Source organism: Haloarcula limicola (genome assembly GCF_010119205.1).
In the GTDB taxonomy this organism is placed as follows: domain Archaea; phylum Halobacteriota; class Halobacteria; order Halobacteriales; family Haloarculaceae; genus Haloarcula; species Haloarcula limicola.
In genome coordinates, this window is sequence record NZ_WRXM01000002.1 from 377,994 (window position 1) to 390,133 (window position 12,140).

The 12,140-nt window shown below is 69.4% G+C and carries 12 protein-coding genes; 6 read left to right on the top strand and 6 right to left on the bottom strand.

The genetic code is table 11. The annotated features are described in order from the left end of the window. Positions 1-21: 21 nt before the first annotated feature. Genes GO488_RS11395 through nadA form a run of 4 tightly spaced genes read right to left on the bottom strand, consistent with a single transcriptional unit; the run spans position 22 to position 4,276 of the window. A complete protein-coding gene (locus tag GO488_RS11395) occupies positions 22-726 on the bottom strand; it encodes an RNA 2'-phosphotransferase (RefSeq protein WP_162317947.1) in 705 nt (234 codons plus the stop codon). A 39-nt stretch (positions 727-765) separates the two neighbouring features. Beyond that, positions 766-1,635, bottom strand: coding sequence for a carboxylating nicotinate-nucleotide diphosphorylase (gene nadC, locus GO488_RS11400; RefSeq protein ID WP_162317948.1), 870 nt, complete (start codon positions 1,633-1,635; stop codon positions 766-768). After that, complete coding sequence (locus tag GO488_RS11405; RefSeq protein ID WP_162317949.1) at positions 1,635-3,152, bottom strand: L-aspartate oxidase; 1,518 nt, start codon at positions 3,150-3,152, stop codon at positions 1,635-1,637. The genes nadC and GO488_RS11405 overlap by 1 nt, the downstream gene beginning before the upstream one ends. A 2-nt stretch (positions 3,153-3,154) precedes the next feature. After that, positions 3,155-4,276 (bottom strand): quinolinate synthase NadA, encoded by a 1,122-nt coding sequence (gene nadA / locus GO488_RS11410; protein ID WP_174242497.1) that lies wholly within the window; start codon positions 4,274-4,276, stop codon positions 3,155-3,157. 255 nt (positions 4,277-4,531) lie between these two features. Between nadA and GO488_RS11415 the strand changes: the two genes are divergently transcribed. The 3 genes from GO488_RS11415 to GO488_RS20080 all read left to right on the top strand — a co-directional run bounded on the left by GO488_RS11415 (position 4,532) and on the right by GO488_RS20080 (position 8,116). After that, on the top strand, positions 4,532-6,184 hold the full coding sequence (locus GO488_RS11415; RefSeq protein WP_162317951.1) for an alkaline phosphatase D family protein: 1,653 nt from the start codon (positions 4,532-4,534) through the stop codon (positions 6,182-6,184). Between the two features lie 445 nt (positions 6,185-6,629). Continuing rightward, on the top strand, positions 6,630-7,847 hold the full coding sequence (gene hmgA, locus GO488_RS11420; RefSeq protein ID WP_162317952.1) for a hydroxymethylglutaryl-CoA reductase (NADPH): 1,218 nt from the start codon (positions 6,630-6,632) through the stop codon (positions 7,845-7,847). 134 nt (positions 7,848-7,981) lie between these two features. Beyond that, positions 7,982-8,116 (top strand): hypothetical protein, encoded by a 135-nt coding sequence (locus GO488_RS20080; RefSeq protein ID WP_277814710.1) that lies wholly within the window; start codon positions 7,982-7,984, stop codon positions 8,114-8,116. A gap of 53 nt (positions 8,117-8,169) precedes the next feature. Here GO488_RS20080 and GO488_RS11425 read toward each other — a convergent pair whose 3' ends face one another. After that, the gene (locus GO488_RS11425; protein WP_162317953.1) at positions 8,170-9,288 is read right to left on the bottom strand and encodes a YihY/virulence factor BrkB family protein; all 1,119 of its coding nucleotides are present in this window, start codon (positions 9,286-9,288) and stop codon (positions 8,170-8,172) included. Positions 9,289-9,343: 55 nt separating this feature from the next. After that, entirely contained in the window at positions 9,344-9,868 is a 525-nt protein-coding gene (locus tag GO488_RS11430) for a DUF5817 domain-containing protein (protein ID WP_162317954.1), read from the bottom strand. A gap of 80 nt (positions 9,869-9,948) precedes the next feature. Between GO488_RS11430 and GO488_RS11435 the strand changes: the two genes are divergently transcribed. The 3 genes from GO488_RS11435 (at position 9,949) to GO488_RS11445 (ending at position 12,106) form a co-directional block, all read left to right on the top strand. After that, positions 9,949-10,287 carry a cupin domain-containing protein gene (locus GO488_RS11435; protein WP_162317955.1) on the top strand — a complete coding sequence of 113 codons (339 nt, stop codon included), beginning with the start codon at positions 9,949-9,951 and terminating at the stop codon, positions 10,285-10,287. Positions 10,288-10,433: 146 nt separating this feature from the next. After that, on the top strand, positions 10,434-11,228 hold the full coding sequence (locus GO488_RS11440; RefSeq protein ID WP_162317956.1) for a hypothetical protein: 795 nt from the start codon (positions 10,434-10,436) through the stop codon (positions 11,226-11,228). Positions 11,229-11,308: 80 nt separating this feature from the next. After that, entirely contained in the window at positions 11,309-12,106 is a 798-nt protein-coding gene (locus tag GO488_RS11445) for a hypothetical protein (RefSeq protein ID WP_162317957.1), read from the top strand. Positions 12,107-12,140 lie beyond the last annotated feature (34 nt).

Genomic DNA, 12,140 nt, shown 5'->3' on the forward strand with positions numbered 1-12,140 from the left:
GTTCCGTCGCTCCGCCGGTCGCTATCGGGGGGTCTCCCGCTCGCCGTCCCGCTGGGAGAGATACCGAGGCGGGACGCGGTCGGTCGTGTACGTCGCTCGGCCGCGCCGGGTGACGGTGTGGCCGTCGGCCCGCATCGCGGCGGCGTCGACTCGCAGGACGACCGGGTCGTCGGCGTGACGGCGGCCCACCTCCAGAGCGTCCTCGACGCTCCCCGAGAGATGGACCTGCTGTCGGTTCATCGGCTTCAGCCCCTCGTCGAGAATCGCGTCGAGGTTTCGGGGGGCCGTCCCGTGGTACAGCGTCGCCGGCACCGGGTCGTCCGTCGCGTCGAGCGTGACGTCGACGGAGTGGCCGTACGCCGCGCGGATCCGGTCGGCGTCGTCGCTTCTCGTCCCCGCTGCTTCGTCGCCCTGCGCGTCCACGCCGCCGGTGCGCTCGAATCGGCCCTTCGGGTCGGTCGCGACCACGGCCGCCAGCGCCTCTCGGTCGGCCCACCCGTATTTTCCTTCGACGGCAGTAGTGAGCGTGGCAAACGACGTCCACCCGGCGGCGTCCAGTTCGAGGCCGGCGTCCTCTGGAAAGTGGCGAAGCGCTCCGGAGACGAACTTCGAGAGCTGACGGCGGCGCTCGCCGCCGAGGACGAGTCGCCCTTCGGTTCCGCAGTCGGGACAGCTATTTCCTTCGAAGAAACCGTGGTCGTCACAGGTTCGGACGTCGTCGGGCATCACCCGAGGGTGAGAGCGTGCGGCGGAAAAGCGGCACGTTCACCCGATGCGGAAGGAGAGGTCGAGCGCCGGCGCGGAGTGGGTCAGCGACCCCATCGAGATCACGTCGACGCCCGTCGCGGCGTAGTCGGGCACGTCGGCGACGGCGATGCCGCCGCTGGCCTCGGTGAGGGCCTCGCTCTCGGTGGCCGCGACGAGTTCGACCGCGCGCTCGGTCTCCGCGGGGGTCATGTTGTCCAGGAGGACGACATCCGCGCCGGCCTCGGCCGCTCTCGGGGCATCGTCGGGCGATTCGACCTCAACGTCGAGCCGCGTGGCGAAGGAAGCTCGCTGGCGGAAATGCGAGATAGCTCCGTCGAGGCCCATCTCCGCGACGTGGTTGTCCTTGACCATCACCATGTGCGAGAGGTCGAGTCGATGGGTGTCCCCGCCGGCGGCGGCGACGGCGCGCTTCTCGACGCCGCGCAGGCCGGGCGTCGTCTTCCGGGTGGCGGCGATGCGAACGCCGTCGGCGGCAGCGCTGCTCGCGGCATCGCCGCTCGCCCCTGACGAGTCCTCAGCGGCTTCGGCCTCGCGGGCGGCCTCGACCGCTCGCCGGGTCTTCGTGGCGATTCCCGACGCATGGCCGACGAGGTTGACCGCGACGCGCTCGCCGCGCAGCACCTCGCGAGCTGGGCCGTCGACACGGAGGACCGCGTCGCCGACCTCGATTCGGTCGCCCTCGTCGACGGGGATTCGGACCTCACAGCCCAAATACTCGAACACCGCGCGCGCGGCGTCGAGTCCCGCGACCGCGCCGCCCTCCTTGGCGACGAGGCGACCCTCGGTGTCGCCGGGCACCTGGTTCGTCACGTCGTGGTGGCCCACGTCCTCGCGGAGCCAGCGCTCCACGTCGCCGTCGGTGATCATCAGTCGTCGGCCGGCGGTTCCGCCGGCTCCGTGACGAGGTTGTGCGTGCCGACGCTCCGGTCGTTCTCGGCGGCGTGGCGCGCCACCAGCAGCGCGGTCACGCTGGCGTGGCGCAGTTCGTAGAGGGATCGGGACGTCCGAGTGCGGACGTAGGCGTCCACCTCGCCCTTGAGGCGGCGCAGCACCGCCATCGCGCGGCCGAGGTCGTCGGGATCCCGCTCGACGCCCAACCGCTCGTCCATCACGCGGCGCAGGCGGTGGAACTTATCGCGGGCGAACTTCTCGGGGAGGTCCGGGTCCCGCTCCAGGAGGTCCGGGGCGTCGATCCGCTCGACGCCGCGGCCGGCGGCGTCTTCGCCGGCGCGCAGGCCCCAGACTAGCCCTTCGAGCAGCGAGGTCGAGGCAAGGCGGTTCGCGCCGTGGACGCCGGTCCGGGAACACTCCCCGACGGCGTAGAGCCGGTCGAGACTCGTCCGGCCGAACTCGTCGACGGCGACGCCGCCACAGAGGAAGTGCTCGGCGGGCGCGACCGGAATCCCCCCCTCCCAGTCAACGCCGTGGTCCGCACACCGCTCGGCGAGACCGGGGAACGCCGCGGCGAAGTCGAGCGGTGAGACGTCCAGCGTGACCTCACCGGTGGCCTCGCGTTCGGCCTTCACGGCGCGGGCGACCACGTCGCGGGGCGCGAGTTCCGCGTCGGCGTGGTAGTCGGGCATGAACCGCTCGCCGTCGCCGTTGCGGAGCAGGCCGCCCTCGCCGCGGACGGCCTCGCTGACGAGGAAGACGCCCGCGTCCTCATCCTCCTCCGGGATACAGACGGTGGGGTGGAACTGCACGTACTCCATGTCTTCGACCTCGGCCCCGGCGAGGGCGGCCATGGCGATGCCGTCGCCGGTGGCGTCGTCGGGGTTGGTCGTCCGGCCGTACAGCTCGCCGATGCCGCCCGTCGCGAGGACGACGCTCCCGGCGTAGTGGGGCCGGACCTCGCCGTCGGATTCGAGCATCGCGCCGTGGACGCGGCCCTCGTGGCGAATCAGTTCGAGCGCGGCGGTGTCGTCGACGATCTCGACGCTCTCACGAGCGTCTAGGTAGTTCAGGAAAGGGACGTGGACGTGTTTCCCCGTCGCCGCGTCGACGTGGAGGATGCGGTCCTCGCTGTGGGCGGCCTCGCGGGTGTAGTCCGGGTCGTCGCCATTCCTGTCGAATTTGACGTCCAGCGTGTCGAACAGCACGTCCTCGACGGCCTCGTTGGCGTTCTCCACGAGAACGTCGACGGCGTCGGGGTCGGCGGTGCCGTCGCTTGCCGCGAGAATATCCGCTTTGAACTGCTCGGGGTCGTCACGCGAGACGGCGATGCCGCCCTGGGCCCACCACGAGGACGCGCCCTCGGGACGGGTGGCCTTCGTGGCGAGGGTCACGTCGCTCCCCTCCCGAGCGGCTCCCACCGCCGCCGCCAGTCCGGCGATACCGGACCCGACGACGAGCACGTCCGACGTGTCGTCGTTCTGGTCCTTCATAGCTAGATCTCCAGCATTCGGTCGAGCGCGACCTGCGCCAGTTCCTTCTCCTGGGGCGCGACCTCGACGACGTTGCGCTCGCGGCCCGCGACCAGCTCTTCGAGCACCCACGTGAGGTAGTTCGGGTCGATCTGGCGCATCGCGTTGCAGTCCATGCAGGCGTCGCCACAGAGCGGAATCACGTCGACCTCGGGGTGCCAGCGCTGCAGGTGCTGGGTGAGGTGAATCTCCGTGCCGATGGCCCACGTCTCGCCGGGGTCAGCGTTCTCGACCGTCTCGCAGATGGTCGCCGTCGACCCCACCACGTCGGCGGCCTCGACGACTTCGCGGCGGCACTCGGGGTGGACGATGACGTTCGCGTCGGAGTCCTCCTCACGGATCGCCTCGACGTGGTCCGCGCCGAAGCGCTCGTGGACCTGACAGTACCCCTCCCAGAGGATGACGTCGTTCTCGACGGCCGCCGCGGCGTCGGTCCCCTCGGGGTTCCACGGGTCCCACTCGACGGTCTCGTCTTCGATGCCGAGTCGGTGGGCGGTGTTCTCGCCGAGGTGTTTATCCGGCAGGAACAGCACCTTATCGCCCCGCTCGAAGGCGTACTCGAAGGCCTCGTGCGCGTTCGAGGACGTACAGACCAGCCCGCCCTGTTCGGCGCAGAAGGCCTTCAGGTCGGCGTAGCTGTTCATGTACGTGATCGGGACGATGGTCTCGTCCGTCTCGGCGGTGAGCTCCGCCCACGCGGCGTCGACCTGCAGCGCTTCGGCCATCCCAGCCATCGGACAGGAGGCCTCCATCGACGGCAAGATTACGCTCTGGTCGTCGTCCGTGATGATGTCGGCGGACTCGGCCATGAACGTCACGCCGCCGAAGATAACGTAGTCGGCGTCGCTCTCGGCGGCCTCCACGGAGAGCTGGTAGGAGTCGCCGACGAAGTCGGCGTGGTCGACGATCTCCCGTCGCTGGTAGTTGTGGCCCAGGATGACCACGTCGTCACTCAGTGTTTCGAGCGCCGCCTCGATGCGCTCGGTTCGTTCGTCCTCCTCTAGCTCCCGGTAGGCCGGGGGCAGCTGTTCGAGGTTGTCGTATTTGAAGAGACTGAGGTCGGTTTCGAACTCAGCTGTTTCCATTTCGGGCACGGTTAGGGTTCCTCTCGGTACGCGGATTTCGGACCACAGTATTGAAAAAATTTCGCCTTCAATACAACTCGATGGTGAGTATACAGAAACGAACTGCCGAATTGTCGGTTCGGCAAATATGATTTCGGGGAGAAGAAGAGATAGAACGACTCAATCGTGCGGAACGGAGCCGATAAGCCGTCCTTAGTGCGGTTCGGCGCTCGATATTCTTCGGATTACTTAGTGGTTCTCAGTCGTCCGAGGCGTATGGCCGACCCAAACGCGGTCGACACGGGCCGGCGGGCGGTCCTCGCGGCGGCGCTCGCGGCCGCGCTTCCCGGTTCAGCGGTCGCCCGCGCACACAGCGTGACGGAGCTTTCAGCGGCGAGTGCGCCCGCCGCCGAATCCGAGGACGAGGACGTCTTCCCGCAGGGCGTCGCCAGCGGCGATCCGACGCCGACCGGGGCCGTCCTCTGGACCCGCATCGCATCGGACGCCTACCGCGAGGAGACGGCGCTCACCGCGACCGTCGCCCGCGACGAGGGCCTCACCGATATCGTCGGGTCGTGGCGCGTTCCCGCAGAACGCGTCGCCGGGGGCGACTACACGGTGAAAGTCGATCTGGACGGCGAACTCGACCCCGACCGGAACTACTACTACCGCTTCGCCTACGACGGCGCGAGCAGCCCCGTCGGGCGGTGTCGCACGCTCCCCGCGCCCGACGCCAGCCCGGACCGGGTCGCCTTCGCGCTGTTGACCTGTCAGGACTACCGCAACGGCTACTACGGGGCGTACCACCACGTCGCGCAGGCCGACGTGGATTTTCTGGTGCATCTCGGAGATTTCATCTACGAACACGGCGGCGGCAGCGCCTACGACGGCCGGTCGCTCTCCCTGCCCAGCGGTGAGGGCGTCGTGATGGGTCTCGACGACTTCCGCTACCTCCACCGGACCTACCGCACCGACCGATTCCTGCGGGAAGCGCTCGCCGCCCACCCGATCCTCCAGACGTGGGACGACCACGAGATCGTGAACAACCGCTACTGGGACTACGAGGAAGGTCGCCCCTACGCCGGCGACGGCGACCACCCGCGCAACGACGACCCCGAGTTCATGACCCGACTGTTCGCCGACGGCATCCGGGCGTGGTGGGAGTACACCCCGACGCGCGTGCCCTACGACCCCGACGCCGACTCGCTGCTGGACCAACTCGAACTGTGGCGCGGCTTCCGGTTCGGCGACCTGGTGGAACTGCTGGTGACCGACGAGCGCCTCTACCGCACCGCACCGGCCGACGGCGCGCAGTTCGAGGCCGAAATCGGGGCCGCGGGCGGGGAGATCACCGAGACGATGCTCGGCGAGACACAGCGCGAGTGGTTCACCGGCAGGCTGGCCGAGAGCGACGCGACGTGGACCGCGTGGGCCAACGAGGTGCTGGCGATGGAGTTCGACCTCGATCTGGGCGGCGCGGCCCTGCAGAACGCCGACGCGTGGGACGCCTTCGCGGCCGAACGGGACCTGCTTCTGGAGCGAGCGGCCGCGGGCGACGGCTCGTTCGTGGCGCTCACCGGCGACATGCACACGGCGCTCGCGGGCTACATCGAGGGCGAAGACCGCCGCTACGGCGTCGAGTTCATGACGCCCGCCGTGACCAGCGTGAATCTGCGGGAGCTGCTGGAACTGCCCGACGAGAGGGGGTTTCGAGAACTGTTACAGGCCTACGTCCAGCAGTTCAACCCGCACGTCGAGTTCTTCGACAGCCACGACTGGGGGTACGCCACCGTCGAGTTCACGCCCGAGGACTGCACGTACAGCGCCTACGCCGTCGACAAGACCGACGACTCGGCGGACGCCGACCGACGACTGCTCGCTCGCTATCGCTGTCCGGCCGACGAGTACGCGCTTCAGCGACTGGAGTAGTCTCTGTACGGGCGATATTCCGTCGGGACGAAGAGAGTGTGAACAGCCAGAAAGCCCCCCGATCGAGCGCTCGGACACCGAGAGACCGGAAGTCTCCCGAGCGATCAGGCGGCGAACCGCCCGATGACGGCCCCTTTCAGCTCCACCCGTGTCGGCTGATCGGCCAGCTCCCGGGCGGGACTGAAAGGGGCGAGCCGTTCGGGGAAGGCGGGCGCAGCAAGCATCGCAGGCCGGAGGCCGAGGAGCGCAGCAAGCCCCCCGACTCGAACGGCTCGGGGCTTTCCGGCTGTGTTGCGGTTCGTTGCCCGCGGTTGTGGTGCGGGGTTCTCCACTCGCTAGCGGGGCTTTCCGGCTGTACGCGTTCTCTGCCACGACACGTCGAACTATTCGTCCGAAGACGCCGGGCAAGAGCAACTGTTAGGACCCCGGCCCGCTACCGCCCTGTATGACCGACACCGACGCCGAGACGCTCGCCGAGCGGGTCCGCGACGGCGAGTTGCGCCTCTACGAACTCGAAGACCACGCCGACGCCGAGACGGCCGCCGCCGCTCGCAGACACCTGTTGGCCGAGGAGACGGGCGTCGATCTGGACGTGATCGGCGAGTACGCCTTCGACGCCGCCGACGCAGAGCCCAACATCGAGAACATGGTCGGGGCCGCCCAGATTCCGATGGGTGTCGCCGGACCGCTTCCCATCGACGGCGGGGCTGCCGAGGGCGAGCACTACCTCCCGATGGCGACGACGGAGGGCGCGCTGCTGGCCTCGGTCAACCGCGGCGTCTCGACGATTCGCACGGCCGGCGGCGCGACGGCCCGCGTCCTCAAGTCGGGGATGACGCGCGCGCCGGTGTTCAAGGTCGAGGACGTGGCCGCCGCCGGCGAGGTGTCGGCGTGGGTGCGCGAACACGTCGGCGATCTCGCGGAGGCCGCCGAAGCCACGACCAGCCACGGCGAGTTACAGGACGTCGAGCCCTACGTCGTCGGCGACAACGTCTTTCTCAGGTTCTCCTACGACACGAAAGATGCGATGGGGATGAACATGGCGACCATCGCCACGGAGGCCGCCTGCGAGGTCGTCGAGCGCGAGACGTCCGCGGATCTGGTCGCGCTGTCGGGCAACCTCTGTTCCGATAAGAAGCCCGCGGCCATCAACGCGATCGAGGGGCGGGGCCGCACCGTCGCCGCCGACGTGCTGATCCCCCACGAACAGGTCGAGGAGCGCCTCGATACGACCACGGAGGCCATCGTCGAGGCCAACACGCGCAAGAACCTCGTCGGGTCGGCGAAGGCCGGCGCGCTGGGGTTCAACGCCCACGCCGCCAACGTCGTCGCCGCCGCGTTCCTCGCGCTGGGACAGGACGCCGCGCAGGTCGTCGAGGGGAGCAACGCGATCACGACCGTCGACGCCCGTGAGGACGGCCTCTACGCGTCGGTCACCATCGCGTCGCTTGAGGTCGGCACCGTCGGCGGCGGGACCGGCCTGCCCACGCAGGCCGAGGCGCTCGACGTGCTGGGATACGCCGGCGGCGGCGACCCCGCCGGCAGCAACGCCGACGCGCTGGCGGAGGTCATCGCCACGGGCGCGCTCGCGGGCGAGCTCTCTCTGCTGGCGGCGCTGTCCTCGCGGCACCTCTCCTCCGCGCACGCCGAACTCGGGCGGTAGCGGACGCGGACGGGAGCGCTCGGCCGCTCGCTCCACTTTCACTTCCGCCGCGGGGTTGGCTGCGATTTATTCCCGACTGCCCGCAATATACGCGTAGCGTCCGACGGGCGGCCCCCGCGGGCGCTGCCACCACCATGTTCCCCGAACAGCGACAGCACGACACCGACTCGACGGTATCGCGCGCACACCTGCTCTTGCACCTGCTGAAGTTGGCGGTGACGACGCTCGCCGCGCTGGTCGGCGTCGGGAAGACGCTCGGATGGGTGTGAGTGACGGCGTCGGTTTCACGACGGCAGCCGGTCTATCGTCGTCGATCCGTCGGTCAGTCGCTCGTCGTCGGCGTCGACTGTCGGTTGGGAGAGTCCGTGTCCGTCGAGTCGCGTCCGTCGCTCTCGGCATCGTCGTCGGGGTGCCAGCGCAACACGACGGTTCGCGTCTCCTTACCGCCCTCAACCGAGGAGGACTCTGTCAGTTTCACGTCGTCGCGCGGCCACGGGTGAGACGGCGACGTGTCGGTCCCGGGGCCGTCGCGGCTCGGTTCGTACGCGCCGGCGAGTTCGGTCTGGAAGTCGGCCAGGTACTGCCGGAGTTCGCCGCGGGAGAGGGTCGCCTCGCGCTCGGTCGTGTACTTCGAGGCCCCCGCGCCGACGCCGCCGGGGTCGCCCGTCGCGTGGCCGCTGATGACGGCGTTGATGACTGTCCCCGCCAGCAGGACGATGCTGGAGAAGTAGAGCCACGTCACGATCAGTAGGACGCCGCCGAAGAGGCTGGTCGTGCCGCCGCCCTTGACGCTCAGGTAGACCTGGAAGAGCGACTGGAAGACCGCCCACCCGACCGCCGCGACGACGGTGCCTGGGAGGACCTGTCGCCACGAGAGGTCCGCGTCGGGGAAGACGTAGTACATCGGGAAGAACGCGGCGACGAGGCCCCCGAGGAGGACCAGCGGCATCACGTACCCGCCGAGCGGCAGGCTGTCGGCGAGCCCGGCGAAGGCGGCGCTCGCCGCGACCGTGCCCAGCACGCCGACGACCAGCGAGACGAAGACGACCAGCCCATCCTGCAGGCTATCGACGAGCGAGCTGTCGGCGGTGCTCTCGTAGATCTCCGAGAAGGCCGTATCGAGGCCGCGGAACACCTTCAGCGACCCCCACAGCAGGACGACGAGGCTGATGACCGAGGTCCCCGCCGACGACGCGCCGCTGCTGAACACCTGTACGACGAGGTCGGCGATCGGCGCGGGCAGCGAGGACTGCGCGACGCTGACGATGCGGTCTTCGAGGCCGGTCCCGAACGTCGTCGTCACGATGAGGAGCAAGACCAACAGCGGGGCCAGCGAGACGAAGGCGTTGTAGGCGATGCCGGCGGCCATGAACGGGACGTTCTTCTCGGTGAACTCGCTCACGACCTGTTTGCCGGTCGCTTTGACGCCGGACAGTTCCATTTGTCGGCCCTACGCTCTCCGGACGGAAGCCGTGTCTGCTTGCACTTCCCACCGCTCAGAGCAGTCGATACGCGCCGCGGGACTCGCTGACCTCGCCGGCCCGGGCGAGCTTCGCCAGCGCGTCGCGGGTGTAGTCCGCGGGGACGTCGCGCTCCGCGGCGTAGGCCACGACCTCGTCCTCGGTCGGCGAGTCCAGTTCGCGCAGCGCCGACAGCACCGTCTCCTTGCGGCTGGAGCCGCTCGTGGTTCCCCGTTCGGCCCGCTCGCCCGCCGCCGCGACCCGCTCGCTGTCGACCCCCGACGCTTCGAGGTAGGTCTCGTCGTCGACGCCCGACTCCTCGGCCTGTCGCTCCATCTCGGCGTAGGAGTCCAGCTCCGCGAAGTCGTCGCCGTGGCCCTGCCGGTTGGCGAGCATCGAGGCGCGCACCTCGCGGGCGTGGGCCTCGTCGTCCGTCTCCACGAACTTCCGGCGCTTGGCGTGCTGGCGGCGTTTCCCGCAGCGGGGACACTGGGTCGTCTCCGGGCGACCCTCCACGACCCAGAGCGCGCTGCACTCGCTGCACCCGACGACCGCGTACATGGGCTCGGGTTGGCCCGCTTCGGGGTTGAACGTTCGGGTCGGCCTGTGGCTTTAGGCCCCCCGGTGTCGATAGCCCGGGCATGCAGGAAGTTCCGCAAGCCGCGAGCGAGACGGTCGAAGCCGTCGACGGCGTCCACCTCACGCAACTGGCCGTCGGCGAGGCGATGAGCGTCCAGCACTTCCACATTGAGGGCGGCGCGGTCGTCCCCGAACACGGCCACCCCCACGAACAGGTCGGGTTCGTGGTTCACGGGACCGCGACCTTCGAGGTCGACGGCGAGGAGTACGTCATCGGTCCCGGCGACTCCTACGTCATCCCCGGTGACGAACCCCATCGCGTCGAGAACCGCACGGACGAGCCGGTCAGCGGTATCGACGTGTTCAGCCCGCCCCGAACCGACGTCGACTGGCGGGACTGAGCGGAATCACAGATTCCGCGAGGGTTGGAAAGCGCTCCGCGGTTTCCGGAACTGAGCGGACCCTGTGATTCCGCGAGGGTCGGGAGGCGGGCGCGACTTCCAGATCCGACCCAAGACACTTCTCCTCACCGTGCTGAGTCACTGACGTGTCCCGGCCGCTCACCGCCCTCCTCGTCGCGCTCCTCGCCGTGACCGCCGGGTGCCAGGGGTTCACCGCCGGCGAGGGCACCCCCGAGTCCGTGACGCCCGCGCCGGTTCCCTCGGCGACGGCGACCGCGCCGACCGGCCCGTTCGACGCCCAGCGACTCGCCGACCGCCACAGGGCGGCTCTCTCGAACCGCTCGTACGCGATACTAGTGCGTTTCACCGTCCAGTACGAGAACGGGACGGTCGGCACGATGCGCGACCGCATCGCCGTCGGCGACGACGGGACGTACCGCTGGGAACGGCGGACGACGTCGGCCTATCCCGGCCGGAGCCGCAATCGGTCGGTCTGGTACGACGGGACCCGAAGTGCCGTCCGGCGAACGACCGACGACGGCGACCTGACCGTCTCGACGGTCGACGGGAGTTACCTCGGCGATCCGACGCTGTCGGGGTTCCTCGGACGCCTCCTCGGCGGGTTCAACGTCTCGGTCGAACGGACGCCCTCCGGGCGGCGGTTATCGAGTACGCACGGCGACGCCGGCGCGGTCCCCCATCCACCGAACGTCCGAGAGGTCACCGATAGCTCTCTGCAGGCCACCGTCGACGGCGGCGTCGTCAGTGCGCTCCGAATCCGAGGCGAGGGGACGAACAGACGGACGGGCGAGCCCGTGACCGTCTGGTTCGAGCTCAGCACCACGGCCGTCGGCGGGACGGACCCGACGGAGCCGACGTGGGCGAGCGAAGCGCTCGCGAACGAGACGGAAACCGCGGGTCCGAGCGACGGAGGAGACTGATTCTCACGTAGGCAGTAATCGTCGCCTTCGTCGGCGGTAGCCGCGACATTCGTTTGAGTGCCGAGCGCGTCGGTTCGGTGATGGACGCTCAGGCGCTCGTCTTCGCGTGTGCGATCATCCTCGCGGGGTGCGGCGGCTTCCCCGTCAGCGACGGTCCGGAAGTGATAACGCCCGCTCCCGTCCCCACCGACGGCGTCCAGTACCCGCCCGGCGTGACCGCCGGCGGCGTCGTCCCGTCCGTCCTCGCCAACGCCCACGCCGGGTCGCTCTCGACGACGAGTTACACGCTGTCTGCGACACAGGAGATCCGCGACGCCGACGGCGACGTCGTCCGCCGGACCGAGCGGACCCACTGGGTCGCGCCGAACGCCTCGACGTACCGCGGCCGGTTCGAGCAGAACGTGAGCGAGTACCGCACCGGCCCGGCGACGACGCGGGTGGACTACTGGGCCAACCGCACCATCGTCGCGACCCGCTACGTGAACGAACGCGGCGAGGTGACGCTTCTGCGGTGGCCCGCCGGCAACGGCGACTTGCTCGCCGACCTGTCGGACGAACAGCGGCTGGCGGGCGAGCTTGCGGCTGTCGAGACGCGGGTCGCCCGCCGGACCGACGACGGCGGCGTCGTCCTCGTCGGTACCCGTACACGGGAGACGGAGAAGCTGACTACGCCGCTGTTCGTCAGCGACGTGGAGAACGTCACGGTCCGGATGCGCGTCCGCTACGACGGCGTCGTCGTCGCCCGACGCCTGGAGTACGACGCGACTCTCGGCAGTCGCTCCGTTCACGTCGTCCGCACGGTCCGGGTGACGGATCTGGGCGTCACGACCGTCGAGCGGCCGATCTGGGTCGACGAGACGACGATGTCGGAGCGGTAGCCCGGCTGTGCGGTGGCGGGAAGAAAATGCGAGG

Bases quoted from the DNA above. Each gene is read 5' to 3' on its own strand.
- GO488_RS11395 (WP_162317947.1), bottom strand. From the start codon at position 726: ATGCCCGACGACGTCCGAACCTGTGACGACCACGGTTTCTTCGAAGGA.
- GO488_RS11425 (WP_162317953.1), bottom strand. From the start codon at position 9,288: ATGGAACTGTCCGGCGTCAAAGCGACCGGCAAACAGGTCGTGAGCGAG.
- GO488_RS11430 (WP_162317954.1), bottom strand. From the start codon at position 9,868: ATGTACGCGGTCGTCGGGTGCAGCGAGTGCAGCGCGCTCTGGGTCGTG.
- GO488_RS11415 (WP_162317951.1), top strand. From the start codon at position 4,532: ATGGCCGACCCAAACGCGGTCGACACGGGCCGGCGGGCGGTCCTCGCG.
- GO488_RS11435 (WP_162317955.1), top strand. From the start codon at position 9,949: ATGCAGGAAGTTCCGCAAGCCGCGAGCGAGACGGTCGAAGCCGTCGAC.
- GO488_RS11445 (WP_162317957.1), top strand. From the start codon at position 11,309: ATGGACGCTCAGGCGCTCGTCTTCGCGTGTGCGATCATCCTCGCGGGG.
- hmgA (WP_162317952.1), top strand. From the start codon at position 6,630: ATGACCGACACCGACGCCGAGACGCTCGCCGAGCGGGTCCGCGACGGC.
- GO488_RS20080 (WP_277814710.1), top strand. From the start codon at position 7,982: ATGTTCCCCGAACAGCGACAGCACGACACCGACTCGACGGTATCGCGC.
- GO488_RS11405 (WP_162317949.1), bottom strand. From the start codon at position 3,152: ATGAAGGACCAGAACGACGACACGTCGGACGTGCTCGTCGTCGGGTCC.
- nadC (WP_162317948.1), bottom strand. From the start codon at position 1,635: ATGATCACCGACGGCGACGTGGAGCGCTGGCTCCGCGAGGACGTGGGC.
- nadA (WP_174242497.1), bottom strand. From the start codon at position 4,276: ATGGAAACAGCTGAGTTCGAAACCGACCTCAGTCTCTTCAAATACGAC.